Source organism: Aeromonas sp. R2-1 (assembly GCF_040908425.1).
Lineage (GTDB): Bacteria > Pseudomonadota > Gammaproteobacteria > Enterobacterales > Aeromonadaceae > Aeromonas > Aeromonas caviae.
On the sequence record NZ_JBFODR010000036.1, the window covers coordinates 112,945 to 139,583 of the forward strand.

The 26,639-nt window shown below is 60.0% G+C and carries 23 protein-coding genes, 2 tRNA genes and 1 other annotated feature; of the genes, 10 read left to right on the plus strand and 15 right to left on the minus strand.

All coding sequences use genetic code 11. From position 1 onward, the window contains the following. Window positions 1–28 precede the first annotated feature (28 nt). A complete protein-coding gene (locus tag AB5Y80_RS13795; RefSeq protein ID WP_323882680.1) occupies window positions 29–871 on the minus strand; it encodes a DUF692 domain-containing protein in 843 nt (280 codons plus the stop codon). A gap of 59 nt (window positions 872–930) precedes the next feature. After that, window positions 931–1,194, minus strand: a complete 264-nt coding sequence (locus AB5Y80_RS13800) for a DUF2282 domain-containing protein (RefSeq protein ID WP_010673595.1) — start codon at window positions 1,192–1,194, stop codon at window positions 931–933. Between the two features lie 298 nt (window positions 1,195–1,492). Between AB5Y80_RS13800 and AB5Y80_RS13805 the strand changes: the two genes are divergently transcribed. Further along, window positions 1,493–3,517: a BCCT family transporter gene (locus AB5Y80_RS13805; protein ID WP_270822828.1), complete on the plus strand. Its 2,025-nt coding sequence runs from the start codon at window positions 1,493–1,495 to the stop codon at window positions 3,515–3,517. A gap of 159 nt (window positions 3,518–3,676) precedes the next feature. Here the strand turns inward: AB5Y80_RS13805 and AB5Y80_RS13810 are convergent, their stop codons facing one another. Next, the gene (locus AB5Y80_RS13810; RefSeq protein ID WP_128345253.1) at window positions 3,677–4,057 is read right to left on the minus strand and encodes a hypothetical protein; all 381 of its coding nucleotides are present in this window, start codon (window positions 4,055–4,057) and stop codon (window positions 3,677–3,679) included. A 481-nt stretch (window positions 4,058–4,538) separates the two neighbouring features. On the opposite strand from AB5Y80_RS13810, the gene AB5Y80_RS13815 reads away from it, so the two are divergent. Next, the gene (locus tag AB5Y80_RS13815) at window positions 4,539–7,040 is read left to right on the plus strand and encodes an SIR2 family protein (protein ID WP_266140608.1); all 2,502 of its coding nucleotides are present in this window, start codon (window positions 4,539–4,541) and stop codon (window positions 7,038–7,040) included. Between the two features lie 357 nt (window positions 7,041–7,397). Here the strand turns inward: AB5Y80_RS13815 and AB5Y80_RS13820 are convergent, their stop codons facing one another. The 6 genes from AB5Y80_RS13820 to AB5Y80_RS13845 form a co-directional block, all read right to left on the minus strand. After that, complete coding sequence (locus AB5Y80_RS13820) at window positions 7,398–7,664, minus strand: hypothetical protein (protein WP_010673592.1); 267 nt, start codon at window positions 7,662–7,664, stop codon at window positions 7,398–7,400. Between the two features lie 496 nt (window positions 7,665–8,160). After that, window positions 8,161–8,583, minus strand: coding sequence for a nuclear transport factor 2 family protein (locus AB5Y80_RS13825; protein WP_368173076.1), 423 nt, complete (start codon window positions 8,581–8,583; stop codon window positions 8,161–8,163). A gap of 125 nt (window positions 8,584–8,708) precedes the next feature. Next, entirely contained in the window at window positions 8,709–9,983 is a 1,275-nt protein-coding gene (gene thrC, locus AB5Y80_RS13830) for a threonine synthase (protein WP_368173077.1), read from the minus strand. Continuing rightward, entirely contained in the window at window positions 9,980–10,972 is a 993-nt protein-coding gene (gene thrB, locus AB5Y80_RS13835; RefSeq protein ID WP_029314022.1) for a homoserine kinase, read from the minus strand. The genes thrC and thrB overlap by 4 nt, the downstream gene beginning before the upstream one ends. Before the next feature lies 1 nt (window position 10,973). Further along, window positions 10,974–13,433 (minus strand): bifunctional aspartate kinase/homoserine dehydrogenase I, encoded by a 2,460-nt coding sequence (thrA, locus tag AB5Y80_RS13840; protein WP_042878884.1) that lies wholly within the window; start codon window positions 13,431–13,433, stop codon window positions 10,974–10,976. A gap of 57 nt (window positions 13,434–13,490) precedes the next feature. Then, window positions 13,491–13,624 (minus strand) — a sequence feature (Thr leader region). A 72-nt stretch (window positions 13,625–13,696) separates the two neighbouring features. Continuing rightward, on the minus strand, window positions 13,697–14,404 hold the full coding sequence (locus tag AB5Y80_RS13845) for a tRNA/rRNA methyltransferase (protein WP_202016640.1): 708 nt from the start codon (window positions 14,402–14,404) through the stop codon (window positions 13,697–13,699). Between the two features lie 195 nt (window positions 14,405–14,599). On the opposite strand from AB5Y80_RS13845, the gene aceK reads away from it, so the two are divergent. Continuing rightward, window positions 14,600–16,327 (plus strand): bifunctional isocitrate dehydrogenase kinase/phosphatase, encoded by a 1,728-nt coding sequence (gene aceK / locus AB5Y80_RS13850; protein WP_041214766.1) that lies wholly within the window; start codon window positions 14,600–14,602, stop codon window positions 16,325–16,327. Between the two features lie 102 nt (window positions 16,328–16,429). On the opposite strand, the gene AB5Y80_RS13855 is transcribed toward aceK, so the two are convergent. Next, window positions 16,430–16,819 (minus strand): META domain-containing protein, encoded by a 390-nt coding sequence (locus AB5Y80_RS13855; RefSeq protein WP_039039356.1) that lies wholly within the window; start codon window positions 16,817–16,819, stop codon window positions 16,430–16,432. A 166-nt stretch (window positions 16,820–16,985) separates the two neighbouring features. Here AB5Y80_RS13855 and AB5Y80_RS13860 point away from each other — a divergent pair, with 166 nt between their 5' ends. Then, on the plus strand, window positions 16,986–17,462 hold the full coding sequence (locus tag AB5Y80_RS13860) for a hypothetical protein (protein WP_039039355.1): 477 nt from the start codon (window positions 16,986–16,988) through the stop codon (window positions 17,460–17,462). Window positions 17,463–17,465: 3 nt separating this feature from the next. Here AB5Y80_RS13860 and AB5Y80_RS13865 read toward each other — a convergent pair whose 3' ends face one another. Then, the gene (locus AB5Y80_RS13865) at window positions 17,466–17,945 is read right to left on the minus strand and encodes a putative 4-hydroxy-4-methyl-2-oxoglutarate aldolase (RefSeq protein ID WP_042015815.1); all 480 of its coding nucleotides are present in this window, start codon (window positions 17,943–17,945) and stop codon (window positions 17,466–17,468) included. A 107-nt stretch (window positions 17,946–18,052) separates the two neighbouring features. After that, window positions 18,053–18,451: a DUF3293 domain-containing protein gene (locus tag AB5Y80_RS13870; RefSeq protein WP_201901386.1), complete on the minus strand. Its 399-nt coding sequence runs from the start codon at window positions 18,449–18,451 to the stop codon at window positions 18,053–18,055. Window positions 18,452–18,836: 385 nt separating this feature from the next. On the opposite strand from AB5Y80_RS13870, the gene arcA reads away from it, so the two are divergent. Beyond that, the gene (gene arcA / locus AB5Y80_RS13875; RefSeq protein WP_368173078.1) at window positions 18,837–19,556 is read left to right on the plus strand and encodes a two-component system response regulator ArcA; all 720 of its coding nucleotides are present in this window, start codon (window positions 18,837–18,839) and stop codon (window positions 19,554–19,556) included. Window positions 19,557–19,703: 147 nt separating this feature from the next. Here the strand turns inward: arcA and AB5Y80_RS13880 are convergent. Together AB5Y80_RS13880 and AB5Y80_RS13885 are read right to left on the minus strand one after the other, a co-directional pair. Further along, window positions 19,704–19,778 (minus strand) — tRNA-Gly (locus AB5Y80_RS13880). A 94-nt stretch (window positions 19,779–19,872) separates the two neighbouring features. Further along, a tRNA-Gly gene (locus AB5Y80_RS13885) sits at window positions 19,873–19,946 on the minus strand. Between the two features lie 201 nt (window positions 19,947–20,147). On the opposite strand from AB5Y80_RS13885, the gene cydD reads away from it, so the two are divergent. The 4 genes from cydD to AB5Y80_RS13905 all read left to right on the plus strand — a co-directional run bounded on the left by cydD (window position 20,148) and on the right by AB5Y80_RS13905 (window position 24,535). Then, the gene (gene cydD / locus AB5Y80_RS13890) at window positions 20,148–21,923 is read left to right on the plus strand and encodes a cysteine/glutathione ABC transporter permease/ATP-binding protein CydD (protein ID WP_368173079.1); all 1,776 of its coding nucleotides are present in this window, start codon (window positions 20,148–20,150) and stop codon (window positions 21,921–21,923) included. Next, complete coding sequence (gene cydC / locus AB5Y80_RS13895; protein ID WP_042864201.1) at window positions 21,916–23,661, plus strand: cysteine/glutathione ABC transporter ATP-binding protein/permease CydC; 1,746 nt, start codon at window positions 21,916–21,918, stop codon at window positions 23,659–23,661. Before cydD ends, cydC begins: the two co-directional genes overlap by 8 nt. A gap of 107 nt (window positions 23,662–23,768) precedes the next feature. Continuing rightward, window positions 23,769–24,140 carry an Rcs stress response system protein RcsF gene (rcsF, locus tag AB5Y80_RS13900; RefSeq protein WP_010673578.1) on the plus strand — a complete coding sequence of 124 codons (372 nt, stop codon included), beginning with the start codon at window positions 23,769–23,771 and terminating at the stop codon, window positions 24,138–24,140. A gap of 8 nt (window positions 24,141–24,148) precedes the next feature. After that, window positions 24,149–24,535 carry a DUF488 domain-containing protein gene (locus AB5Y80_RS13905; RefSeq protein ID WP_039039351.1) on the plus strand — a complete coding sequence of 129 codons (387 nt, stop codon included), beginning with the start codon at window positions 24,149–24,151 and terminating at the stop codon, window positions 24,533–24,535. Between the two features lie 34 nt (window positions 24,536–24,569). Here the strand turns inward: AB5Y80_RS13905 and AB5Y80_RS13910 are convergent, their stop codons facing one another. Further along, window positions 24,570–25,565, minus strand: coding sequence for an NAD-dependent epimerase/dehydratase family protein (locus tag AB5Y80_RS13910; protein WP_368173080.1), 996 nt, complete (start codon window positions 25,563–25,565; stop codon window positions 24,570–24,572). A 316-nt stretch (window positions 25,566–25,881) separates the two neighbouring features. On the opposite strand from AB5Y80_RS13910, the gene tsaA reads away from it, so the two are divergent. Continuing rightward, window positions 25,882–26,586, plus strand: coding sequence for a tRNA (N6-threonylcarbamoyladenosine(37)-N6)-methyltransferase TrmO (gene tsaA, locus AB5Y80_RS13915; RefSeq protein ID WP_041214760.1), 705 nt, complete (start codon window positions 25,882–25,884; stop codon window positions 26,584–26,586). The last annotated feature ends 53 nt before the right edge of the window (window positions 26,587–26,639 follow it).

A 26,639-nucleotide genomic window follows, 5' to 3' on the forward strand; every position in this document is an offset into this window, starting at 1 on the left:
CGCAAAAGTACCTTGCGGGGAAACACGCTCAGACATGGGCGGCCTCCCTGGATGTTTGCTGCGCCGCGCTCAGGATCTCGCTGGCACGCTGCGCCTCTCCCAGCAGCACCGGCAGCGGGGGGATCGCCAGATCCCATTCAATCAGGGTGGGGATGGCGCGCTGTTGGCAGACCTGCTCGTAGAGCGCCCAGACGGGCTCGGCCACGGGGGTGCTGTGGGTATCGATATAGAGGGGCCCCTGAGGCAGGTGCTTCTCGGTAAAACCGGCCAGGTGAATTTCGCCGACCGTGTCGAGGTCGATAGTCGCCAGATAGTCGTCCACCTCCAGGCCGTGATTGACCGCACTCACATGGAGGTTGTTGAGATCGAGCAGGACGCCGCAGCCGCTGCGCCCAGCCAGCTCGGCCAGAAACTCGGCCTCCCCCATCTCCCCCGCCAGTTGCAGGTAGGAGGAGGGATTCTCGATCAGCAGTTGTCTGCCCAGTGTCTGCTGCACCCGATCTATCTTGTCGCTCATGTGCAAAAGAGCGGCCCGGGTGTAGGGCATGGGCAGCAGATCGTTGAAATAGCGCCCGCCGATGCTGCCCCAGCTCAGGTGCTCCGACACCCGCACCGGCGAGATGGCCGCCACCAGAGCCGCCAGTTGGCGCAGGTGCCCGGCATCGAGAGGATCGGCGGAGCCCAGCGACATGCCGACTCCGTGAAGGCTCACGGGGTAGTGCCTCGCAAGATCCGCCAGCACCTCGAAGCCCTGGCTGTGGCGCTCGAAGTAGTTTTCGCTGTGTACCTCAAGCCAGCCCACTCCGGGTAGGGTGTGGCGGATCTCGTCGTAGTGCGGGGGGCGTAAACCGATACCGATCAAGGGGTTCATGGCTGGGCTCTCAATAGATAGGGCCATGATGTGGCGGGCGCCACACCATGGCATGTGGCTTACTTGGGTTGCAGGGACCCGCCAGCGAGCTTCTCGCACAGCCCCTTGGGCACTACCACGAAGGCATCCCCCTGGGCATCCATCTTGGCGGTGCCGGCGCAGGATCCACCCTTGGTGGCGCAGTCGTTCTTGCCCGCCTTGACCACGCCATAGCACTTCTCCTTGTCATCCGCAGCCATGGCCGGCGCGGCGATGAACTGGGCACCCAGGGCCAGCAGACCCGTCATGGCAGAGGCGATGGCAGTACTTTTTTTCACGTTCATGTCTCTATTCCTTGTTGTCGAGAGTGATGTCTCCGGCGCATCTCATCCGGCTACGTTCAATAGAGCCGGACGAGGGGGGAAAAGATTTCCCAAAAAACGGCATCAACTCGCTATTAACAAACAAGAAAGCGGTAACCATCTGATTTAAAGGCATAAAATACGATGAAAAAAACAGGACGACGAGTGCCTCCCCCACGGTGATCATGGCCGTTGACCCCGTCACTCGCCGTCCACCCCTTGTCTGCTTTGCACCCGAGGGGCCTATAGTGTCTTGAGTCCTTCCACCCAAAGGTGTCCCATGAACGCTCCTCGCCCTCCCAGATGCACCCTGTCGCTGCCCATCTTCATCCCGGGTCTGCTCTTCATCCTGGCGCTGCTGGCCATCTGCTCCCTGGCCCCGGAGGCCGCCGCCCGCTTCTTTGGCAGCGGCCAGAGCTGGATAGCCCAGCACTTCAGCTGGTTCTATGTGCTGGTGGTCGGCATGTTCCTGATCCTGCTGCTGGTGATCGCCTTCAGCCACTTTGGCAACATTCGCCTCGGGCCGGACGATGCCCGCCCGGAGTTCAGCTTCACCTCCTGGCTCGCCATGCTGTTCGCCGCCGGGATGGGGATAGGGCTCATGTATTTCGGGGTGGGCGAGCCCATGAGTCACTTCGTCTCCCCGCCCCAAGCGACGCCCCTGACCCAGGTGGCCGCTCGCGAGGCCATGGTCACCACCTTCTTCCACTGGGGCTTTCACGCCTGGGCCATCTACGCCATCGTCGGCCTGGTGCTGGCCTACTTCGGCTTTCGCTACAACCTGCCCCTGACCATCCGCTCCGGCCTCTATCCCATCTTCAAGGAGAAGATCCACGGGCCGCTCGGCCACGCGGTGGACGTCTTCGCCCTGGTGGGCACCATCTTCGGCATCGCCACCACCCTGGGCTATGGCGTGATGCAACTCTCGGCGGGGATCACCCGCCTCACCGGCATGGACACCTCGGGGGAGCTGTTTCGCTTCGGCCTCATCGGGGTCGTCATCACCCTCGCCGGCATCTCGGCGGTCACCGGTCTCGACAAGGGGGTGAAGCGCCTCTCCGAGCTCAACCTCTTTCTCGCCATCGTGCTCCTGCTGTTCGTGCTGGTGGCCGGCCCCACCCAGTACCTGCTGGGAGCCCTCTCGGAGAACATTGGCAACTATGTCTCCTCTTTAAGCCAGCTCACCTTCCGCACCTTCACCTACAGCGAGACCCGCCAGGCGGGCTGGTTTGGCAACTGGACCCTGCTCTACTGGGCCTGGTGGATCTCCTGGTCCCCCTTCGTCGGTCTCTTCATCGCCCGCATCTCCCGCGGACGCACCCTGCGCGAATTCATCCTCGGCGTCCTGTTCGTGCCCACCGCCTTCAACCTGCTCTGGATGACGGTGTTCGGCAACGCCGCCATCTGGGCCAGCCAGCATGAGGGGGGCACAAGCCTCATCGACTCGGTCGGCAACATCGACACCCTGCTGTTCAACTTCTTTGACCTCTTGCCGGGAGCGGACATCACCTCGGCCCTCGCGGTGATCCTCATCAGCGTCTTCTTCGTCACCTCCGCCGACTCGGGAGCCTTCGTCATCGACAACATCGCTACCCAGGGCAAGGAGGGCTCACCGGTCTGGCAGCGCCTGTTCTGGGCTCTGCTGCTCGGGGTCACCGCGGGTACCCTGATGAGCACAGGGGGGCTGGCGGCACTCCAGTCCATGACCCTCATCGCCGCCCTGCCGTTTGCCTTCATCATGGTGCTGCTCTGCCTCGGACTCTGCCGCGGCCTTGTCGCGGACAAGGAGCACTCGGCCAGGCGCCTCTCCCCCGCCACTGACTTCTGGAACGGCAAGCAGTGGCGCACCCGGATGGATCACCTGCTGCGCCCCTCCACCGAGCAGGAAGCCCGCGCCTTTGTGGACAAGGTCGCCCTACCCGCCCTGACGGCCCTGAGTCAGGAGTTCGCTGCCCGGGGCATCACCAGCCGGGTCGAAGAGGATGGGCCGGATCAGTGCCATCTGCTGGTGCCCCAGCAGGGTCGCCGGGACTTCTGCTACGGGGTGCGCATCGAGGCCCGCCCCGCCCCCGCCTTCAACCCCCTGGAGGCAGCCCACAACCACGATCCCGAGGCCCGCATCTTCGAGCCCATCACCTATTTTGCCGATGGCCGCGCCGGTTACGACATCCAGTACCTGACCCGGGACGAGCTGAGTGCCGACGTCTTGCGCCAGTACGAGCGCTATCTGGTGCTGAGCCAGGACGAGGGGCAGGATCTGCTGAGCAGCGCCCCCGAACATACCCAGCCAACCCAGGGAGAGTGATGACCAGGCAGGGATCAAGTCAGCTCCGCGCCCGGAGCTTATGGCCGGCCACACTGGCGGCGAGGGCTACCCCCACCCCCCATCACAACAGAGAAAGGGGCCCCTGGGCCCCTTTCTCGTCACTGCCTCAACCGGCGTTGGTGTCAGATCCTCACCGGCTCAGGCGGTTTTCACGCACTTCTGGATAAAGCTGTTCTTGGCCGCCCCGGCGAGCTTCTTGTCCGCTGCCGCCTTCTCGCACTGGGTCGCCTTGTCGGCGGCTGCGTCCGTCTTCAGACACTTTTGCACGAAGCTGTTCTTGGCAGCCCCGGCCAGCTTCTTGTCGGCGGCCGCCTTTTCACACTGACTCGCCTTGGCACTGGCAGAGGCATCTTTGACGCACTTGCCCACAAAGCTGGTCTTGGCGGCGCCCGCCAGCTTCTTCACCGCCGCCTGGGCCTCGCACTCTTGCTGCGCGCCAGAGGTCGCGCTCTGGGCCACCCCCATTCCCATGCCCATGACCGTCACACACAGACTCAACACCATCAGGATCCGCTTCATATGTCACACTCCCATTGTTCTATCCATTGTGGTCGGCCCCCACTAACACGTGGCCAAACGAGGCACCCTTGCCTCGCTGCACTATAGTCCCCCTGCCCAGTGACAACAAAATGCCCCTTCCTTCTCGACAACCCCCTCCTTGCCCCCGCTCCGGCCACGCGGCGCCTTCGCTTCAATTGTTGAGCTGGCGCAAAAATCCAGCGCTTCCTTGCGGTTGCGTCAACTTTTGACTGGTTTGCGTATGAGGCTTGAGGATATGCTGGCCATTCGGCGCCTACAGCACCATCCGGGCCCCGCCCGCTGGTCGATGGAGCATATTGGAAGCTGTAATCCAGGGGCGGTAGCGTACTCCCTAGTGGGACGTGATATACGTTATAGTTTTTTGTAATGCTCAGCAGTCAAGAAAACTCAAATTTATTCCTTGGACGAAGCTTCCGTAAAAAATGAATTCTTATATCAAACCCATATTAAAGAAGAAATAATGACCATGACTAAATATTTAAAAGAAAGTGATTTACAGGATATATTTCAATCTTTACATGATGCAGGAATGAACTTATTTTTAGGGGCTGGAGCCAGTATTGGTGCTATTGGTGGCGATGGTAATGAACTTCAAGGTGCTGAACAACTATCAGCAGAATTGTGTCGTCACTTCTCTACTGAACATGATAAACATGAAGCTAAAGATCTTGCATTAGTATATGGGGACATATTTTCTGACCAGCAAAAAAGGCCGCTATTATTAGATTTTTTCAAAAGAAGATTTTCTAATTGCAATCCTAGTTGGCAATGCATACTCCTTAAATTTAAGTGGAAAAGAATTTGGACACTCAACATTGATGATATTATTGACTCATGCGCTAAAAAAGTACCGATAAAAATAAGAACGTTTTCCTGGAATAGTCCTCTTGAAATCAGGAGTCTTGTTAACAACGAATTTCTTCAAGTGGTTCATTTGCACGGTAGAGCATCACATATTGGCAGCAATGATAACGAGTTAATATTTTCAATTTCTGATTATGCATCAAAACCAGAGATTACTCCTGGATGGCATTCTGAACTACGCTCAGAGTTAGCAAGGAAACCATTTATAATTTGTGGTGCCTCATTGGATAAAGAATATGATTTAGCCACAATTCTTAACTATGGAAACCATTCTAGAGAGCGTGGCGGATGCCCTTCAGTCGTTGTTTTAAAAGACATAACGGCGAGTCAGCGTACCCGCCTGGAGCGCTATGGCTTTATTGTTATTCAAGCAACCGGTGAGGATTTCTTCGCATATCTCTCAGAGCAATATGAGCACTGGAAGAAAACCCATATTGATGAAGGTGAAAGCCAAGCAGCACGTATAGAGGTTGCACAAAAATTTAAAACTCTAAATTTGCAAAGTCTAAGACGGAAAGTAATAGATTTTTACTCATCAACCGAAACCCAATGGGAACACATTATCAGTGACTTAGATGCTCACTTAGACATAGTGCAAAAAACTATCAACTTGTTTGCCAAAGAAGCCAAAAACAAACCCCAAAATATCATTATATATGGAGATAATGTTAGTGGAAAAACAGCTAGTGCATATAGAGTATGTAATGAAATGCTTCAAAATGGCTATAACGTTCAGCAATTTAGAGCGGAAGCAAGGTTTGATGAGGATGCAATAATCCATTATCTAAAAATACATCCTAAATCACTTTTGTTTTTTGACGACTGCGCCGAACATTCAAGCTCAATTGCATCTCTTTCAAAAAAATGCCATGAAAATAATATGGCTGCGAAAATACTATTAACTTGCCATAAGAAAAATTTACGTGCAGTTCAAATCGATTTTTGTGATAGTGAGATGGTTGTTTCTTTGAGTACGGAACCACTAGTCAGAAAAGATTTCTTGAAAATTGTTGCCAAGAGACGTGATAAGGGGCGCCTGGGTAGAAATTCTAATGACGGTGATCAGGACATATGGAAGGAGTTCCAAAGAAAATATAATTTCCACTTCTTGGAATGGCTGGAAAGTCTAGAAAATGCAAGAAGTTTTCAAGATATCATAGCTGAGATTACAAGCAGTAAAATAGGTGGTAAGGATTATATTAAACATCTAGTATCCTATACCGCAGCAACACATCGATTTGGTTTATCTTTGCCTTTTTTTATAATAAATGAGCTACAGTACCCAATCAAAGATACAGAACTATCTCCTGAGGCACTTACATCTGATAATGGTATCCTTAAAGATTTTTCTTTCCTTGATGATAAAGGAATGAGACTTCGTAGCGCGGCTCTATCTACTAATATATGGAACAAGTTGATAACTCGAGATGAACGTTTTAATATATTATATAGCATGGCTTCAATGCTTTCCCCTTTAGTTGTCAAACAATCGATTAAAGCAAGAACACTTCCATATATAATACTTAGGCAAATAATGGATAATGAAAGTATTCATCGCGATCTCGGGAGTAGGGCTGAAGAATGGTTCGAGAAAACAGAGATTTTATTTGGATGGAATGCTAGATACTGGGAGCAACGCGCTCTCCTAAATTTGAAGAAACCAGATGAATACACTGCATATTCTTTCGCAAAAAAAGCAATATCGGTGCACAACAAGGATGCATTTCCATACACTACATTAGGAAAAGTCTGCTTGACTATAGCTTGTGAAAGAAAAGATCAAACTGCAGTAGATCGATATTGGGAAGGTGTTGAGTCCCTTGATATATCGAGAAGAATGGCATTAAGAAATGGATATGAATGGGAACACCCTTATATTACATTTTTCACCTATTCATTGAAAGCTGCTCAACGGAACATATTTAGAGACGAGTTGTCAAATATAAATATTGCATGGAAGCGCTGGATGGGAGATGCACAATCATCGAGAAAACTAACCTTTGATGAAAGTGGTCGTTCCAAACTAGATTCGTATCAAAGCGAGTGGCTTAGATTATTCACCAAAGAGATGATTGGAAATTTAAAAGCTAATGATTGAAAAGAGAAATCTGGGCCATCCACCTTTCTGAGCCAACCATTACCGGCTGGCTCTATTTTTTATCCCGAAATCTAGGACACCCATCTTTCTGAGCAAGCCATAGTCAGACTGGTTATCACCGCTCTGACGGATGGCGGGTCGAGGGAACAGGGCCAAAAAAATCGTCAAGCAGGCCATCGAGGCATAACTGGCCTCTTGTTCAGGCGCGGCCCAGTCTGGCATCGGATAAGATGCCGAAATTTGATATGGCGTGGGATTAAAGATTCAACAAAAAGGTGGGTGTCCCAATTTGGAAGTCCAAAAACCATCCCGCCCGGGATGGTTTTTTATTGGATGGCTCGCAAAGCGAGGGCCCTCTTACCACCGCCCCTGGGGTGGCTGCTGGTTGCGCGACTCCACCATGGCGATCAGGATAGCCATCAGGCTCGATATCAGCATCAGTCCCATGGCGATGGGAAACGTCACCAGGATGTAAGAGAAACGCCCGATCTCTGCCGCTGGAGAGTCCGATAGCATGATCATTGGCAGGGGGAATACCAATAACAGGGCCAGGTAAAACATGATCCTGGCGATCATCAGGGGGGTCTTGAGGGACTGGGTCACTATTTTTCGGTACGGCCACATGATGGTTTGCTCCCTGCACTGTGGTGTTGTTGTTGTCGATAAGCCGCGCCGTCGAGGCATCTGCGGCTCTGCTCGTCCATGAAGGGTGTCAAGCAGTCCCCTGATTAGCAGCCACGGCAGACCGGGTCAACGGGCCACGGGGGGCCGGAAATGACCCACAGACAGGTTTGTGCTGCCAGGGGCGAACATAACAACGAGAGTGCAAACCAGATTCGTAAAAATGTCGCAGCAATCACTGTCAGCGCACTTACTGCCAGCAGGTTGTGAGGCACAACCAAAACGGGGAGTTGCGCCTTGGGCTGCGCTGTGATGCCCCCTCCCAGGCAGAGCGGTGCCCTGCGTGCGGCTCGGGTTCCCCGGCCTGGATGGCTTGGCTCTTGCTACTCAATCTGGCTACTCAATCTGACTAACCGGTCTGGCTGCACGGCCTTGATGGTGAGCCTTGATTACGCACGCTATACACGCACTCTGGCTGCACCGAGCCAGTGTGACTGCGCTAGTCGGTTGCAGGCCGCTCGCCGGGCTGCTGCGCCCCCAGCAGCGTGGTGCCGTAGGAGTTGTCCACCGTGCAGCGCCACTGCCCGCCTGGCTCTTTGCGAAACACATAGGTAGCGCGGCGGGTCTCGTCGATCCACCCCTCCCCGACCGGGTAGCGCAGCCGGGTCTCCATGATCACCAGGGCGTTGTCGGCCCCCTCGATCACCTCCATGGCGCCCTGGGTCACCTCAAGCTGACCGTCAAAGTAATCGGAGATGGCACTGAAGGCGCGGCGGATGGCGGGAATGCCGCGCACCACCATGCCGGGTTTGACCACCAGGGCGGCGTCCTCGGCGTAGAAGGTCATCAGGGCGTCGAAGTCGCGCCGGGAGATGGCGGCGTCACAGGTCTCGATCAGGGTGCGAAGGGGATGCGGGCTCATGCCGTGCTCCTTGTTTCAGGGGTATAGGGCGGGTTCCCCCAACCTATACCGGACATCAATACCGGACATAAAAAAATCCCCCGCTCTCGTGAAAAAGCGGGGGATCGTCAGCGTCTCATGACGGCTTAACCGAGCAGGAAGGCCTTGAGGCGGCCAAAGTCAGCGGGCAGATCGTGAGACAGGAGCGGCAGCGCGGCGTGCTTGGCGAGCGGGCCCGGCAGCGGCACATCCAGATTCAGGATCTCGTCCACCGACTCCTTGAACTTGGCCGGATGGGCGGTGCAGAGGAACACACCGACCTCGTCTTGCCCAAGCTGCTCGTTCAGCAGATCCCAGGCAATCGCCCCGTGGGGCTCGCACAGGTAATCCAGCTGATGCAGGCGCTGCAACGCATCCCGGGTCTGGGCATCATCACGCATCCCTGAGCCCAAGGTTTCCAGCGCCCAGCCCTTGCGACGGCACAGTTCTTCCACCCGCGGCCAGTTGTTGGGGCGGCTCACGTCCATGGCGTTCGACAGGGTCGCGACCGTCTGGTGCGGCTCCCACTGGCCGGTTTTCAGGTAGCGCGGCACGGTGTCGTTGGCGTTGGTGGCGGCGATAAAGCGCTTCACCGGCAGCCCCAGCGCCTTGGCGATGAGACCCGCGGTGAGGTTGCCGAAGTTGCCGGACGGCACGCTGATGACCGCCTTGGCGCGATCGGCTTTCGGCAGCTGGGCCATCGCCTCGAAGTAGTAGCAAACCTGGGCCAGCAGGCGGCTGATGTTGATGGAGTTGGCGGAGTTGAGGCCAATCGCGGTCTTGAGCCCTTCATCGTCGAAGGCATCTTTGACCAGCGCCTGGCAGGCATCGAAGTCACCGTCGATGGCGAGGGTACGGATGTTGCCGCCGAGGGTGCAGAAAAGCGCCTCCTGCAAGGGGCTTATCTTGCCCTTGGGGTAGAGGATCACCACTTCAATCCCCTCCAGGCCGTAGAAGGCGTGGGCCACGGCGGCGCCGGTGTCGCCGGAGGTAGCGGTGAGGATGGTGATCTTGTCATTGGTTCTGAACGCAGCCAGACACTGGGCCATGAAGCGGCCGCCGAAATCCTTGAATGCCAGGGTCGGGCCGTGGAACAGCTCGAGGGCATAGGTGCCATCTTTGAGCTTCACCAGGGGCGCCGGGAAGGTGAAAGCGGCGTCGATAAGCTCGCTCACCTTGGCAGCCGGTACTTCGTCACCCAGCAGGTGGCTCAGGATGCGGGCCGAGCGCTCGGCCAGCGGCAGATCCAGCAGGGCATCCACGTCGGCCAGCGGCTCCAGGGTCTCTGGGAAGAACAACCCCTGCTCGCGGCCCAGCCCCTGACGCACCGCCTGCGCGAAGCTCACCTGTTCACTCTTGTCCTTGATGTTGTAAAGATTCATAGCTCGCTTCCTGTTACCCGTGCCCCGGCCATGTCCAGTTTGCAGACCCGGGCAAATCCATCTTCATTGCGCACGAAGTGCGCTTCCATCCACTCTTTCATGCGTTCGGCCTGGGCCAGATCCTTCATCACCACGAACACGGTGGGACCGGACCCCGAGATGCCGGTGGCCAGCGCCCCGTTCTGGGCCCCCTGGGCCCGCACCTCGTTGAAACCTTCAATCAGGGCCGCGCGATAAGGCTCGGCGATGACGTCTTTCAGGACGCTGGCGGCCAGCCCTTCCTGGCGGCTGTAGCTGGCATGCACGAAGGCGGCCAGCCGGCGGCCATAGGTGAGGCAGTCCTGGCGGCGATACTGGGCCGGCAGGATGGCGCGGGCGGCGGCGGTGGAGACCACGGTGCCCGGATAGCAGACCACCCAGTACCACTCGTCAAACACCGGGATGCCCTGGCTGATGACGCCCCCCTCCTCCAGCACCAGCTGCATGCCGCCCAGATAACAGGGCGCCACGTTGTCGTAATGGACGGAGCCGGAGATCTTCCCTTCCATCTCCCCCATCAACAGCAGCAGGTCGTGTTCATTCAGGGGCGCACCGTGGAAGGCGTTGAGCCCTTCCAGCGCCGCCACCACGCTGCAGGCGCTCGATCCCAGACCCGAGCCCACCGGCAGGTTCTTCTCCAGCACCATTTCCAGTGGCTTGAGACCCAGGCCGCGCTTCTCAAGCGCCTCGCCATAGGCGACCCAGCAGTCGTGGAGGATGTTCTTTTTCGGGTCGTCCGGCAACTTGTGGGCGTAACGGCCCACGGAAGAGAGAGCGAAAGGCACCTCTGCCGATTTGACCTGGACGCGGTCACCCAGCAGGGAGCCATCCACGGGGGCGAGCGCCGCCCCCAGGACGTCAAAGCCCACGCTCAGGTTGGCGCTGGAGGCCGGGGCATAGGCCACTACGCTGCCGCCGATTTCTACATTCGGGTTCATCTCTGAACTCATGTTACAGCTCCTGCTTCCAGTTCTGGGTGCGCAGCACGTCGGCGAAGACACCGGCGGCGGTCACTTCGGTCCCTGCGCCATAGCCGCGCAGTACCAGGGGGATGGGCTGGTAATAGGTGGAGAAGAAGGCGAGCGCGTTCTCCCCGTCTTTTACCTTGAACAGGGGCTCGTCGCCACCCACCGCCTTGATGGCTACCTTGCACTTGCCACCCTCGATGGAGCCGACGTAACGCAGCACCTTGCCTTCACGCTGGGCCGCCGCGAACTGGTCGCGGAACCAGCCGTCGGCCTCGGGCAGGCGGGCCATGAAGGCTTCCACGTCGCCGCTCACGTCAAAGCCCGGCGGCAATGCCTGCTCCACCTCCACATCGGAGAGCTCCAGCGCCATGCCGGCCTCGCGGGCCAGGATCAGGAGCTTGCGAGCCACGTCCATGCCGTTGAGATCGTCACGGGGATCCGGCTCGGTGAAGCCGTTGCCGCGGGCGATCTGGGTGGCCTCGGAGAAAGCCATCCCCTCGTCCAGCTTGCCGAAGATGAAGGAGAGCGACCCGGACAGGATGCCGTCGAAGGCGCGCAGCTTGTCACCGGCCTTGATGAGGTTTTGCAGGTTCTCGATGACCGGCAGGCCCGCGCCCACGTTGGTCTCGTACAGGAACTTGCGACGGGTCTGGCGGGCGGTGCGGCGCAGCGCCTTGTAGTAATCCAGCGACCCGGTGTTGGCCTTCTTGTTCGGGGTGACCACGTGGAAGCCGGCCCCGAGGAAATCGGCGTACTGGACGGCCACGGCTTCGCTCGAGGTGCAGTCGACGATCACCGGGTTGATAAGGTGGCTCTCTTCCACCAGCTTCTTCACCGCCTCCAGGCTGAAACTGCCTTGTGCTTCCACCAGCTGTTCACGCCAGTTGGCGAGGGCCAGACCATCCTTGTTGACCGCCATCTGACGGCTGTTGGCGATGCCGACCACCCGCAGACCGGTGCCCTGCTCGGCCAGTACCGGCTGCTGGCGGGCAATCTGATCCACCAGGGCTGCACCGACGCCGCCCACCCCGACCACGAAGAGATCGATGAACTGCTGGCTGCCAAAGAAGTTCTGGTGGCACGCCTTGATGGCTTCCGCCACCTTGCCGGAGCGCACGACCGCGGAGATGGAGCGCTCGCTCGACCCTTGTGCGATGGCGACGATGTTGATGGAGGCCTGGGCCAGGGAGGTGAAGAAGCGCGCCGCCATCCCCTTGGAGGTGCGCATGCCGTCACCGATGAGGGAGATGATGGCGAGATCGGTCATGATCTCGAGCGGGTCCAGCAACTGGTTTTTGAACTCCAGCTCGAACTCGCGCTCCAGCACCTTGCGGGTCTTGTCGCTGTCGTAGCTGTGGATACAGAAGCTGACGCTGTACTCGGAGGACGACTGGGTGATCAGCACGATGCTGACCCCGGCGCGGGAGACGGCGGAGAAGATGCGGCCGGCCATTCCCACCATGCCCTTCATGCCGGGACCGGAGACGTTGAACATGCACATGCCGGAGAGATCCGAGATGGCCTTCACCTTCAGATCGTCATCCCCCTGATCGACCCCGATGAGGGTACCCGGACCCTGAGGGTTGAAGCTGTTCTTGATGAGGCAGGGGATGTGGAACTGGGCCACGGGGGCGATGGTCTTCGGGTGCAGCACCTTGGCACCGAAGTAGGAGAGCTCCATCGCCTCTTTATAGGAGAGGGTTTTGAGCAGGTAGGCATCCGGTACCAGGCGCGGGTCGCAGTTGTAACAGCCCTCCACGTCGGTCCAGATCTCGCAGCACTCGGCGTCCACGCAAGCGGCCAGCACGGCGGCGGAGTAGTCGGAGCCGTTGCGGCCCAGCAGCACGGTCTCGCCCTTGTCGCTGCCACCGGTGAAGCCCGGCATCAGGTAGAGACAATCAGAGCGCAGGCCCTTGGCGGCGAAGCGCACCCGGGAGGCTTCGATATCCACATGGGCTTCGAGGTAGCCGCCATCGGTGACCAGCAACTGCTCGGGCACGATGAGATCCAGCTCGATGCCGCGCACCCGCAAGAGCTCGTGCATGAAGGCGATGGAGAGGTTCTCGCCACGGCTCAGGATGCGGGCCTGGACGTTGTCCGGGCACAGCCCCAGCAAACGGATACCCTGCATCAGCCGCTCCACCTGATCCAGTTCGCTGGTCAGGCGCGCCTGCAGCGCCTTGTCATCCAGCGCGGGATAGGCGGCCTTCAAGCCGGCCAGCAGGCGGGAGAAGATGCCGTTGATCTCGAACAGGGTACTGCTTGCATCCATGCCGCGACTGGTCTGTTCCACCAGGGCGACCAGGTGATTGGTCACCTTGGCCGGTGCCGACAGCACCAGGGCCACTTGGGATTGGCCGTGGGTATTCACCGCGATATCGGCAACCCGCAAGAAACGCTCTGCGTCGGCCAGTGACGACCCGCCAAATTTCAACACTCTCATCGCTATCTCCCTGTATTCCCTGCAAATTGATCTGCTAATTGGTCTAAAAACAATCCAACAAAAAAGGCCCGTACTGGGTGGGTACGGGCCTTTTTCTGATTTCTGTGCTTGTTCGTCAGCGCATCAACCGGCCCCAGTGCCACCTGTGGTGGTACCGGTAATAATGGTGGTGGTGATGATGATGTTGGTGAATAGCTGCATGACGAACACTCTTGAACGAATCTGGTTGTTAGCAATACCGCGCCCGGCGAGGGGCTGTCAACCTAAACCTCCTTGCCAAACTTGCGGGCAAGGTCTTTGCAGAGCAGATGGAGCATATTGAGATCCCGCTGCGGCAGCATGGGCACTCGGTCCATCACCCATTGATGCAGTTTTTCATCCTGCGAAACCCCGAGCTCACCAAGCAATTCTGCTGTTTTTGATTTCAGCACGCGAACCTGCCCGGCACTCTCGAAATTTTCTGCTACGTCCTGCTCGTCGCTCACTTTCTGGTCATCGAGCAGCGGACTCAGCTCATAGGCATACAGCATGATCGCCTGACCCAGGTTCAGGGACGGGTATGAGACCTTGAGAGGCAGGTAGCTGATGAGATCCACCTGGGCGAGCTGTTCGTTGGAGAGTCCGGACTCCTCGCAGCCAAACACGATGGCCACCTTCTCGAGGGAGGGCTTGGACCGGACCTGGTCGCGAATTTCCGCCGGGGTGAGGTAGTGCTGGTAGCGGCCGCGCTGCCGGGCGGTGGTGGCGACCACCAGATCCATGTCCGCCAGGGCCTCTTCCAGGGTGTCGAAGGCTTGCGCATCCGTCAGGATCTCCTGCGCCCCGTGGGCAACCCAGCTCGCCTCCTCCTCTTCGTGCACCCGGCTCCCCACCAGTCGCATGGCATCGAAGCCCATGGTCTTCATGGCGCGGGCAGCAGCCCCCACGTTGGCGGCACGGGCGGGCGACACCAGCACAAAATAGAGTTTCATCGGGTTCTCTCCAGGATGGGGCCGACGCCGCGAACTGCGGCGAACCGTCGGCAAAACAGGGGCGCAATCTACCGTTTATCCCGAAATATTGCCACTTGAACAGATGTTTGGATGTTGCCATAGTGGCCTTGGACGCGAGTCCGCCGCCTCAGGGCACTGACGCCATGGGCCCGACAGATCACAAGGAAGAGAGAGATGCAGCAGCCATTGGAGCAGGCGGTCGCCGAGACGATCCTGCAACGTTTTGAGTCGTTTTACAGCCGCTTTCTCGAGATAACCCAGGGCAGCAAGAGCCGTTTCGAGAACAGCGACTGGCTGGGGGTGCAGCTCGCCGGTCGAGAGCGCATCCGCCTCTATGATCACCATGTCGGCGCCACCACGGCGCAGATCAAACAGATGATGGGGGAGCAGCTGCCGACCCAGGCCCTGCTCAAGCAGGTGAAAGGCGCCTTCAGCGATCTCCTGCCCCGCTGCGAGAACTTCGAGGTGGCGGAGTCTTTCTTCAATTCCGTCTATCGCCGCATCTTCCGCCATCGCAACATCCGCGACGAGAACCTTTATATCCACCCCTTCGTGAGCCGGGGTGACAATCCTGATCTGGGATCCTTGCTGCGTATCTATCGCACCGATCTCTCCCACCTGCCCCAGACCCTGAGCCAGTTGCTCGGGGATTACAGCTTCACCCTCCCTTTCGAAGACAAGCAGCGGGACATCATGGACATCCACCGCCATCTGGCAGAGAGCGGCCCGGCCATCCTGCACGAGGAGCCCTTCGCCATCGAACTGCTCAGGGAGGTGTTCTATCGCAACAAGGGAGCCTATCTGGTGGGGCTCATCCGGGTGAAGGGCGAAGTCTATCCCTTCATCCTGCCCCTGCTCAGCACCGGTCAGAGCATCTATGTGGACACCGTCATCTTCGAGCCGGAGCTGGCTTCCATCGTGTTCGGCTTCGCCCGCGCCTACTTCATGGTCTATGCCCCGGTGCCGGCGCTCTTTGTGGCCTTCCTTCGCCAGATCATGCCCCGCAAGCCGGACTATGAAATCTACAACGCCATCGGCTGCCAGAAACACGGCAAGACCGAGCTCTATCGCCACTATCAGCAGCACCTGGCCCAGAGCCGGGAGCAGTTCGTCATTGCGCCCGGCATCAAGGGGATGGTGATGAGCGTGTTCACCCTCCCCTCCTACGATGTGGTGTTCAAGGTGATAAAAGACGAGTTCACCCCGCCCAAGGAGGTGAGCCACGAGCAGGTGAAGGAGAAATACCGGCTGGTAAAACAGCACGATAGAGTGGGCCGCATGGCAGATACCCAGGAGTTCACCAACTTCGAATTTCCCCTCGATCGCATCTCACCGGAGCTGTTGACCGAGCTCAAGGCGGTGGCGCCTTCTGCGCTTACCCTCACCGCCGACAAGCTGGTGATCAAACACCTCTACACCGAGCGCAAGATGATCCCGCTGAACCTCTATCTGGATCAGGCGGACGAACAGCAGACCCGCCTCGCCCTGGAGGAGTACGGCAACGCCATCCGCCAGCTAGCGGCGGCCAACATCTTCCCCGGCGACATGCTGTTCAAGAACTTCGGGGTGACTCGCCACGGCCGGGTGGTCTTCTACGACTACGACGAGATCTGCTATATGACGGAGTGCAACTTCCGCCAGATCCCGCCGCCCCGCTACCCGGAGGACGAGTGGAGCGCCGAACCCTGGTATTCGGTGGCCCCCAACGACATCTTCCCGGAGGAGTTCGCCACCTTCCTGCTGCAAAAACCCCAGGTGCGGGAGATCATGATGCAGTTGCACAAGGAGCTCTTCGATGCCAACTACTGGAAGATGCTGCAGAGCAACATCAAGGAGGGGATGTTCGAGGATGTCTATCCCTACCGGCGCAAGAAGCGGTTTCGCTTCCAGCGAGGGGGATGACCCGGCATCAGGTACAAAAAGGGACGCCATGGCGTCCCTTTTCACATTCTTCTGCACGCTGGCACAGGGGCCGCCTGCGACAGCCTTTGACGAGATCCCGGCTTATTTCACGGCGTCAAAGGTCAGCAAGGTGGCCTTGTCGGCATCCTTTAGCACCAGCTGTTTGCCGCTGATCTGGAAGCTCGCCACCTTCTCCAGGGTCTGCAGGTAGTTCATCTCCTTGCCGGCCAGATCCCCCGCACACATCATGCGCGTCGACCCCATGGCGCCCAGCGTCAACACGCCGTCACCCTGCTCTGTGATGCCGCCAAAGTAGCGGTTGCAGCCGCCCTTGCCCGCCACCTTGTCACCGGCGACCTGCAGGGTGAAGGTATCACCGCTCGCCCCTTGCAGTTGCCAGGTCGATGCCTGCAATTGTGCCAGCGTGGAACCCGTTGTCATGGCGCAGCCTCCCAGGGCCAGAGCGGCCAGCAGGATCAGTTTGTTGTTCATCAGTTCACCTCGTGATGGAGCGTGTCGTAACGACACGGAGTGAGGGGCCTGTGTACCATGACTGCGGCGTCAATCAAAACTCTTTTATTGTGATCGGGGTTCCCTTTACTCCCCGCTGGCATGTGCCATGCTTGTAGTCCTGTTCGGACCCAGGGAGGGGAAACGAATGGTCAAGTCTCTCGTCATCGCCATGGCATCCAGCCTCGTCTTTTCGGCTCAGGCCGCCGACTGGAGTTTTCTCCAGACCGAATCGGACAACCCGCTCTACGTCAAAAGCTATTCCGGCGTATTGCTCGGCAACCAGAGCCATCTTGGCGACAACTTCGACCTCTGGCTCATCAATACCGGCTATCAATACCCGCTTCAGGATGACATCAGCCTCTACATGGAGGCCGGCCCCGCCATCGGCCCCCAAAGCGGGCAGGCCGGGTTCAATATCAGCTCTGGGGTGCGCTATCGCCTCTCCCCGTCACTCAACATCGGCAGCCAGCTCAAGCAACTGGAGGTGAGCAAGGCCAGCACCCTGGTTGAGCTCAACAGCAGCCTGCTGGTGACACCCTCCCTGGCCATCACCGCCAATTACGGACTCAGTGCCTTCAGCACGGAACACTTTCTCACTCTGGGCGTGGGCTTCAACTTCTGAGGTTCAGAGGAGCCTGGCGCCGCTCACCAGCACACCGTTGAGGTCGGCGTAGACATAGTCGCCGGGCGCTATGGTCACACCGGCAAAAGAGACCACGGTGTCCAGCGTGCCCAGGCCCCGTTTTTCGGTCTTGACCGGGCAGGGGGCCAGGGCCTTGACCCCCAGCGCCAGGGTCGCCAGCGTCCCCACATCCCGCACGGCACCATTGATGAGGATCCCCTCCCACCCCTGCTCCACCGCCTTGATGGCCAGCTGATCCCCGAGCAGCGCCCGACGCAGGGAGCCGCCCCCGTCGATCACCATCACCTTGCCATGGCCGGGACGGTTGACCAGCTCACGCACCAGGCTGTTGTCTTCAAAGCAGGAGAGGGTCACGGCCTCGCCGTAAAACAGCGCCTTGCCGCCATAGTCCTGAAACAGGGGGTCAGCGATCCTAAGGGCGTCGCCATGTTCATCGCAAAGGTCGGGCAGCAGGTCCAGCATGATCATCATCCTTCCATGGAGTGAAATGTGTCCGCTCATTCTTTCATCATGTCGGGGCGCTGACAATCCACCGGCCGGGTGCCCTGTCCGGATGGCGGAGGGTCATGTCAGCCCGAAGGCCTGAACCGCCAGCGGGACGCAAGCGCCCCCAGATGACAGGGCGGCCCTTCCAGCAACACGGGCACCAGCCAGAGCTCTCCTTCACGCACCCAATAGAGGGCATTCTGGCCAAATCGGGCGGCCAGCCGGATCGCCTCTGGCAGCGAAAGCGGCAACAACAGCGACGCCTCCTGCCAGCGCTCATCCTCATCGCTCCCCCAGACCTCTCCCATGACGGGACACTCGCCCACTTGCCGGACAAGGGCTCGCTGGCGACGGGCATTGCGGCGCAGCCCCACCCACCGGCTGGCCGGGTTCCAGGCCGTGACAATGGCATAGGCTGGGCAGCTGGGAGGCGCAAAGGGGGCGATGAAGCACACTTTTCTGTAGTTTTCCCACAAAGTCATGTCAACCACATGTTACATCCCATTACATTTATTAAGGGCGAAAAAGCGGGTCAGCCCAAGTATGATGCAGCGAACTCGGGGATTGACTTATATCAAAGCTGAGTTAAAAAGTTGCTATCTGACGGCAAAGAGTGTTGTTATGCGCCTGTTAACTGATAAAATGCAGCAACTTTTGTAATGGACTACCTCTCCGGGCTTCTCTTGTTCAGACTTGTTGAGAGCCCATGTACGGCACAGGGATGCTTGCCGACATAGTTACCAAATTCGCGATGATTCGACCTGATATTCATACCCAGGATGACGTAATAAATTTTCAGGACCGGTCGGATAACGCCAAAGAGTGTTAAAATTTCGATAATTAACTGATAAGAATCTGGGAATACTCATGCAAACACCACATATTCTGATCGTCGAAGACGAGCTGGTCACCCGCAACACCCTCAAGAGCATCTTCGAAGCCGAAGGCTACATCGTGCTGGAAGCCAACAACGGTGACGAGATGCACCAGGCCCTGACCAGCCACACCATCAACCTGGTGATCATGGACATCAACCTGCCGGGCAAGAACGGCCTGCTGCTGGCGCGCGAGCTGCGTGAAGATGACAACATCGCCCTGATGTTCCTGACCGGTCGCGACAACGAAGTGGACAAGATCCTGGGGCTGGAGATCGGTGCAGATGACTACATCACCAAGCCGTTCAATCCCCGTGAACTGACCATCCGTGCCCGCAACCTGCTGAGCCGCACCATGAACGTGGCCGCCGGTGGCGAAGAGAAGAAGCTGGTGGAACGTTATCTGTTCAATGGCTGGGCTTTGGACATCAACAGCCGCGCCCTGGTCAGCCCGGTTGGCGACATGTTCAAGCTGCCCCGCTCCGAGTTCCGCGCCATGCTGCATTTCTGCGAGAACCCGGGCCAGATCCAGACCCGTGCCGAGCTGCTCAAGAAGATGACGGGCCGCGAACTCAAGCCCCACGACCGCACCGTGGACGTGACCATCCGCCGTATTCGCAAGCACTTCGAGAGCGTGGGCGACACCCCGGAGATCATCGCCACCATCCATGGCGAAGGCTATCGCTTCTGCGGCGAGCTGGAGCAGGAGTAATCCTCCCCACTCCCGAGTTGAAGAGGCGCCCTGTGGCGCCTTTTCCATGTCTGCGCCTTTCAGCTTGGCCGCTCTGGCACTCTCGCCGGCATCAAAAAACAGACAACAAAAAGCCCACTCGCAGGAGTGGGCTTTTTGTGTGAAGACTGGAGCGGGCAGCGGGAATCGAACCCGCATCATCAGCTTGGAAGGCTGAGGTAATAGCCATTATACGATGCCCGCTAGGCATCAAAACTTGCTCGGTGTGATGGGGAATCCCCACGACAGACAGCCATCTGGCTGATATGGACAACGGCGCGTGCCGCCATCTGGAATGTGGAGCGGGTGATGGGAATCGAACCCACGTATGCAGCTTGGGAAGCTACCGTTCTACCATTGAACTACACCCGCGTCAGTGGCCTCTACTATATGCATTTTGCCGCCGAGCGCAATCACCGACCTCGCATTTTTTGCCATAAATCAAGCTGTTCGGCCAACTAATGAGCATGAAGCCGATTTTTCACACAATGATGTTCATCCGCCCGGTTCTGCAAGGTTGCCAAGCCGTGGGGGCGACGATAGTCTTGCGCCACTCGTTTGAGGAGGGTGGTAATGGACAAGAACAGACAGAAACATCTCTATGGCTGGTTGCGCAAACAATCGGGCCATGGTCGGCGCTGGATCGGCATCTCCATCGCCTTCGGGCTGGGTCAGGGCGTCCTGATGGTGATGCAGGCCTGGTTGCTGGCGACCCTGCTGCACGGTTTCATCATCGAAGGCTCCACGCCGGAGCACTCCGCCCCCCTCTTCATCAGTCTGTTGCTGGTGACCCTGACCAAGGCGGCCCTGGCCTATGGCCGCGAGGTGGCGAGTTTCAAGGCAGGCAGTGCGGTGCGCCAGGCCATCCGTGAGCTGGTGCTCACCCGCCTCGCCAGGCTCGGCCCTGCCTATATCCAGCGTCGCCCCGCCGGTAGCTGGGCCAGCCTGCTGCTCGAGCAGATCGAAGAGATGCAGGACTTCTTCTCCCGCTATCTGCCCCAGATGGCCATCGCCGTCTTTATTCCCTTGGTGATCCTGGTCTCCGTGTTCCCGGTCAACTGGGCGGCGGGCCTCATTCTGCTCGGCACGGCCCCCCTCATTCCCCTCTTCATGATCCTGGTGGGAGTGGGCGCCGCCGATGCCAACCGCCGCAACTTCCAGTCGCTGGCGCGCCTCTCAGGCCACTTCCTCGATCGCCTCAAGGGGCTGCGCACCCTGCAGCTTTTCATGCGCACCCGGGCGGAAGGGGAGGCCATCCGCGATGCATCGGAAGATTTTCGCGAGCGCACCATGGAGGTGCTGCGCCTCGCCTTCCTGAGCACGGCCGTGCTGGAGTTCTTCGCCGCCATCGCGGTGGCCCTGGTGGCCGTCTACTTCGGTTTCTCCTACATCGATCACCTCAACTTTGGCAGCTATGGCGTCAAGGTCACCCTCTTTACCGGCCTGTTCGTGCTCTTCCTCGCCCCCGAGTTCTACGCGCCGCTGCGGGAACTCGGTGCCCACTATCACGCCAAGGCACAGGCCATTGGCGCCGCCGAACAACTGCTGGAATTTCTCGAGGCCGACGTGAGCGAACCCGCCTCCGGGACACTCCCCTTCCATGCGGATGGCCCCGTCAAGGTAGAAGCCCGCAGCCTGGAAGTGCTGAGCGCCGAGGGCAAGGTGCTGGTCGGTCCCCTCGATTTCACGCTGGAAGCCGGCACGCGCACCGCCCTGGTCGGCATCAGCGGCGCGGGCAAGAGCTCCCTGGTCAATGCCCTGCTCGGTTTTGCCCCCTATCGCGGTTCCCTGTGCGTCAACGGAGTGGAGCTTCGTACCCTGGACATCAGCCAGTGGCGCCAGCAGCTTGGCTGGCTCTCCCAGAATCCCCAACTCTTCCACAGCTCCCTGCAGGACAACCTGCTGCTGGCCAGACCATCCGCCAGCGACGCCGAGCTGGAATCCGCGCTCAAGCGCGCCCAGGCCTGGGAGTTCGTCAATGAGAAGGGGCTGGACTATCGGGTCGGGGATCAGGCGGGCGGCCTCTCCGTCGGCCAGGCCCAGCGCATCGCCCTTGCCCGCACCCTGCTCAAGACGACCCAGATGATGGTGCTGGATGAACCCACTGCCAGCCTGGATCGCCATTCTGAGCGGGCCGTCATGAGCGCCCTCGAACAGGCCGCACAAGGTCAGACCCTGCTGATGATCACCCACCGCCTTGATCAGCTCAGCCAGATGGACAACATCCTGGTGCTGGCGCACGGCAAGCTGGTGGAGCAGGGACGTTTTGCCGCACTCGGCGAGGCCCAGGGCCCCTTCGCCCGCCTCCTGTCGCAATCCCAAGGTTTCGGAGACTCTCTCGATGACTGATCTATTGCCGTTCCTGCGCCTTTATCGCCAGCACTGGCTCAGCCTCTCCATCGGCCTGCTGCTGGCCCTGGTCACCCTGGTGGCCGGCATGGGCCTGCTCTCCCTCTCCGGCTGGTTCCTCTCCGCCGCCGCCGTCGCCGGGCTGGCGGTCGCCACCCGAGACACCTTCAACTACATGACCCCTGCGGGGGGCGTGCGTTTCTTCTCCATCGTGCGTACCGCCAGTCGCTGGGGCGAGCGGGTCGTGAGCCACGACGCCACCTTCCGGGTACTGACCCGGCTGCGGGTCTGGTTCTGGCAAAAGCTCTCCCCTCTCTCCCCCGGCTCCCTTGCCGGTTTTCGCCAGGCTGACCTGCTCAACCGTCTGGTGGCCGACATCGACGCCATGGATCACGTCTATCTGCGCCTCATCACCCCCATTGGGGCGGCGCTGCTGAGCTGCGCCGGGCTGGTCTTCTTCCTCTCCTTCTTCGATGGTCGCCTGGCGCTGACGCTGGGAGCCATTCTGCTCTTTGGCATGCTGGCCTTGCCCCTGGTCTTCTATTTTGCCGGGCGCGCGCCGGGCCGCCAGCTCATCGCCGAGAAGTCCAACCTGCGCACCCGCATGGTGGACTATCTGGACGGCCAGGCCGAACTGCAGATGTTCGCCGCCGCTCCCGAGGCGCTCACCGGATTGCAGCAGGCGGAGCAGGCCCTGATCCGGGCCCAGGCCCGCATGGCCCGCGTCAGCGGCCTGGCCGCCTTCTCGGTGCAGTTGCTGAGCGGCTGGACTCTGACCCTGATGCTCTGGCTGGCCGGTCACGGCGTCGGTGGCAGTGCCCCTGACCCCATCACGGCACTCATGGTGTTCGCTACCCTGGCGAGCTTCGAGGCGCTGCTGCCGCTGGCCGGTGCCTTCCAGCACCTCTCCACCAGCCTCACCTCCGCCCGCCGTCTCAACGAGATCCTGCAAGAGGCCAAGGCGCCGGAGTGGGGCGCACAGCAAGCCCCCGCTGCCCGGGGTGCCGTGCAGATAAGCGACCTGCATTTCACCTATCCAGGCCAGGATGCTCCCGTGCTGCAAGGGTGCACCCTGCAACTGCATGCCGGGGAGAAGCTGGCGCTGCTGGGGCAGACCGGCTGTGGCAAGTCCACCCTGATGGGGTTGCTGACCCGGGAATGGACGGCCCTATCGGGGGAGATCCTGCTCGATGGCAAGCCCCTCACCGATTACAGCGAAGAGGCGCTGCGCGCCTCCTGCTCCGTGGTGAGCCAGCGGGTCCACCTGTTTGCCGATACCCTGCGTGGCAACCTCACCCTGGCCGCCCCCGGAGCCAGCGACGAACGGCTCATCGAGGTGCTCACCCAGGTGGGGCTCGGGACTCTGCTCCACGATGAGGGTGAGCAGGCAGAACAGGGGCTGGATGCCTGGCTCGGGGATGGCGGGCGTCCGCTCTCCGGCGGGGAGCGCCGCCGCATCGGCATCGCCCGCGCCCTGCTCCACGATGCACCGCTCTGGCTGCTGGACGAGCCCACCGAAGGGCTCGATACCCAAACCGAACGGGAGATCATGGATCTGCTGCTGACCCTGGGGGCGGATCGCACCCTGCTGCTCATCTCCCACCGCCTGCTGGGGCTGGAACGGATGGACAGGGTAGCCCTGATGGAAGAGGGTCGCATCCGTCTGTGTGCCCCCCACCAGGAGCTGCTGGAAGATGATCACTACCGCAGCCTGCACCGGCGACTGGCCCCCGCCTGATCCGGGGTTGTCTCGCTACAATCCATTGATATGGCTAAAAATGGGGCTGGTCGCCATCGGCGACTGCCCCCTATAATGGCCCACTCGCCACCCAACAAGATGCCGATATGAAACGCCTGATCCTGATGATGCCCCTGATTGCCTCCGGTTGCGCCGACTTCGCCTTCAACAGCAATCTGGACAAGGAAAACTTCGACGAGTACTTCAAGCCGGGGAGCGTGCGGATCTACGAGCAGAGCGAGCTCGCCGACCTCAACTACCTCTACCTCGGCACCGTCGAGGGGGAATCCTGCCAGAGCGATGCCAACCAGGCGGTGCCCAATGCCGGTGAAGCCCGCACCCTGGCCCGCCGCCGCGTGGCGGACATGGGGGGCAACGGCGTCAGCTTCGACAAGTGCGCCGAGTTCAGCGACGTGCCCGGCTGCCTGAAGCAGGTGATCTGCTACGGTCAGGCGCTGAAAGTGGCCGAAGAGAAGTAAGTCCTGCCATGGCGATCGCCATCGTGCGACTCGGCAGCCCCCGCCTCGAGGATGAGGGGCTTCGCATCGGCACCGTGCGTCGCCCCCCTCGCGGCGTGCCCAAAGCGGCGTTCGCCAGCCAGGATTGGTACGACGTCTGGTTCCCCAATCTGGCCCCCAGCGCCGAGACCATGAAACTCGGTCAGACTGCCGACACCCCGGCCCGGTGGACCGCTTTCTGCAAGCAGTACAAGGCCGAGATGGCCGCCCCGGCCGCGAAGCACGATCTGGCCCTGCTGGCCGCCCTCTCCCACACCACCCATTTCTCGGTGGGATGCTACTGCGAACAGGAGTCCCGCTGCCATCGCAGTGTGCTGAGGACCCTGCTGGCCGACGCGGGTGCATTGCTGCGCTGAGCCCCGTCATGGATGAACACCCCACTGATGCCGGCTAGTACGCATTCGATGACAAGGAAACCTCCACTCGTCGTCGCAAGGCCTGTTCCTCATCCGGGGTCATGCCTGGCAGCGGCCCCCGGGGGTTGCTGGCAAGCCATACCACCAGATCGTCAACCGTCTCCTCCAGGGGGCGAAAGTTCAGGCCATGGACGATGGCGGCCTCGGCGCTGATGGTGCCATACCCAGCATACTCGGGCAGCTCGTTTGGCAGCAGCGTGGGATAGCTTTGCCAGGGCGCCACCCCTGCCGCCATCAGGTCACGCCAGGGAGCCCACTCGAGCTGCAAGGGGGTCGCTGGCGTCAGCCGGGCAGCAAGACGCTCCACCCAGTCGTTCAGTGCGATGCCGGGCTTGATCAGGTTGAAGCACCCAGCGAGTCGCTGCTCGGCAGCCCGCAGCACGAACTCGGCGCAGTCGCGCACATCCAGGTATTGCAGCCTGTCCTCCCCCAGCCCCGGCAAGAGCCAGGGCCCGCCCCGCTGCACCCGCCTCACCCACCAGGCAAGACGAGCGGTCGGGTCAAAGGGGCCGCAGAGCACGCCGGGGCGCAGGGTGCACAGGCGATCTCCCCAGCGGGCGCGATACACCGACTCGCACAGCACCTTGAGGGGGCCGTAGTCGGTGGGCGCTCCTGCTATCTCGTGCAAGGGGGCCGACTCATCCATGCCGGGTTGGGAAAAATCGCGATAGACACTGATGGTGGAAATGAAGATGAGCCGATCACAGCGCCCCTGCAGAGCGTCAGAGAGTCCTTCGGCCTGTTCGGGGCGATAGCAGCAGGTGTCGATGACCAGATCCCAGTGCCGCCCCTCGCCCCGCAAGGGGGCCAGGTCCCCGTCTCTGTCCCCGTGAAGCTGGGTCAGCTCCCGCCAATCCGGGTGCTGGCGGTGGCCGCGATTGAACAGCGTCACCTCGTGCCCCCAATCCAGGGCCAGCGTGGTCAGGTGGCGACCCAGAAAGCCGGTGCCGCCGATAATCAACAATTTCATCCCTGTCTCTCCTCTATGGCGCCCTCTCCTTGCAGCCCCTCCACGGGCAGCCGAAACGTCCATGGCCTGGCATGGTGAGCACACGTCCCAGGCACGCTCTGATGCCGCCAGGCATATCGTCATGGTGCGGGCAGCAGGCTCCTTGCCCGCTCCCCCGCCACCCCTTTTGCCGCCCCACCCTACGCAAGTTGGCACCAGGACACAGCCCCCAGGCACCGGGTCTGGGATCGGGATCACAGGGGCCGCGTCCTGGTGCTCCCCCTGCGTTTTCGGCGTGCCTGTGCTACATTGCCCGGGTTTTCAGCCAGGATCCGCCATGAAGTTCGATATCGATACCCTAGGGATCATCCGCTCTCCCTACAAGGAGAAGTTCGCCATACCCCGCCAGCCCGGTCTGGTCAGCGCGGCTCGCGCCCGCCTCGAACTGCTTCCTCCCTATGATCAGCCCGATGTGCTGCGCGGCATCGAGCAATTCTCCCATCTCTGGATCAGCTTCGTGTTTCACCAGACCATGGATCAGGGCTGGCACCCGACGGTGCGCCCGCCGCGCCTCGGCGGCAACGAGCGGGTCGGGGTCTTTGCCACCCGCTCCACCTTCCGCCCCAACCCCCTCGGCCTCTCCGTGGTCGAACTGCACGGGGTGGGACGTGAGCGCGGCAAGCTCTGGCTCGAGCTGGGCGCCGTGGACTTGCTCGACGGCACCCCCGTTGTCGACATCAAGCCCTATGTCCCCTATGCCGACAGCCTGCCCCACGCCCGTGGCGGTTTCGCCCCCGATGCCCCCACCCCGCCTCTGGCGGTGAGCTTCAGCGCACAGGCCGAGCAACAGCTCGCCCCCTGGCTCAAGGCCCACCCGGAGCTGCGTGAACTGGTGAGGGAGGTGCTGGCTCAGGATCCCCGCCCTGCTTACAAGAAGGGCAAGCCGGATGACAAGGTGTACGGTGTCAGATTGTTCGATGTGAACGTGCGATTTCAGATAAAAGAACCGCAATGTCAGGTACTGGCCATCGAACCCGCTTGAAAAAAGCCTCTCGGGCAGCATGAAAAAAGCCACCCTCTCGGGTGGCTTTTTTA

Coding starts and splice junctions, on each gene's coding strand:
- AB5Y80_RS13795 (WP_323882680.1), bottom strand. CDS start 871: ATGAACCCCTTGATCGGTATCGGTTTACGCCCCCCGCACTACGACGAG.
- AB5Y80_RS13800 (WP_010673595.1), bottom strand. CDS start 1,194: ATGAACGTGAAAAAAAGTACTGCCATCGCCTCTGCCATGACGGGTCTG.
- AB5Y80_RS13805 (WP_270822828.1), top strand. CDS start 1,493: ATGAACGCTCCTCGCCCTCCCAGATGCACCCTGTCGCTGCCCATCTTC.
- AB5Y80_RS13810 (WP_128345253.1), bottom strand. CDS start 4,057: ATGAAGCGGATCCTGATGGTGTTGAGTCTGTGTGTGACGGTCATGGGC.
- AB5Y80_RS13815 (WP_266140608.1), top strand. CDS start 4,539: ATGACCATGACTAAATATTTAAAAGAAAGTGATTTACAGGATATATTT.
- AB5Y80_RS13820 (WP_010673592.1), bottom strand. CDS start 7,664: ATGTGGCCGTACCGAAAAATAGTGACCCAGTCCCTCAAGACCCCCCTG.
- AB5Y80_RS13825 (WP_368173076.1), bottom strand. CDS start 8,583: ATGAGCCCGCATCCCCTTCGCACCCTGATCGAGACCTGTGACGCCGCC.
- thrC (WP_368173077.1), bottom strand. CDS start 9,983: ATGAATCTTTACAACATCAAGGACAAGAGTGAACAGGTGAGCTTCGCG.
- thrB (WP_029314022.1), bottom strand. CDS start 10,972: ATGAGTTCAGAGATGAACCCGAATGTAGAAATCGGCGGCAGCGTAGTG.
- thrA (WP_042878884.1), bottom strand. CDS start 13,433: ATGAGAGTGTTGAAATTTGGCGGGTCGTCACTGGCCGACGCAGAGCGT.
- AB5Y80_RS13845 (WP_202016640.1), bottom strand. CDS start 14,404: ATGAAACTCTATTTTGTGCTGGTGTCGCCCGCCCGTGCCGCCAACGTG.
- aceK (WP_041214766.1), top strand. CDS start 14,600: ATGCAGCAGCCATTGGAGCAGGCGGTCGCCGAGACGATCCTGCAACGT.
- AB5Y80_RS13855 (WP_039039356.1), bottom strand. CDS start 16,819: ATGAACAACAAACTGATCCTGCTGGCCGCTCTGGCCCTGGGAGGCTGC.
- AB5Y80_RS13860 (WP_039039355.1), top strand. CDS start 16,986: ATGGTCAAGTCTCTCGTCATCGCCATGGCATCCAGCCTCGTCTTTTCG.
- AB5Y80_RS13865 (WP_042015815.1), bottom strand. CDS start 17,945: ATGCTGGACCTGCTGCCCGACCTTTGCGATGAACATGGCGACGCCCTT.
- AB5Y80_RS13870 (WP_201901386.1), bottom strand. CDS start 18,451: ATGACTTTGTGGGAAAACTACAGAAAAGTGTGCTTCATCGCCCCCTTT.
- arcA (WP_368173078.1), top strand. CDS start 18,837: ATGCAAACACCACATATTCTGATCGTCGAAGACGAGCTGGTCACCCGC.
- cydD (WP_368173079.1), top strand. CDS start 20,148: ATGGACAAGAACAGACAGAAACATCTCTATGGCTGGTTGCGCAAACAA.
- cydC (WP_042864201.1), top strand. CDS start 21,916: ATGACTGATCTATTGCCGTTCCTGCGCCTTTATCGCCAGCACTGGCTC.
- rcsF (WP_010673578.1), top strand. CDS start 23,769: ATGAAACGCCTGATCCTGATGATGCCCCTGATTGCCTCCGGTTGCGCC.
- AB5Y80_RS13905 (WP_039039351.1), top strand. CDS start 24,149: ATGGCGATCGCCATCGTGCGACTCGGCAGCCCCCGCCTCGAGGATGAG.
- AB5Y80_RS13910 (WP_368173080.1), bottom strand. CDS start 25,565: ATGAAATTGTTGATTATCGGCGGCACCGGCTTTCTGGGTCGCCACCTG.
- tsaA (WP_041214760.1), top strand. CDS start 25,882: ATGAAGTTCGATATCGATACCCTAGGGATCATCCGCTCTCCCTACAAG.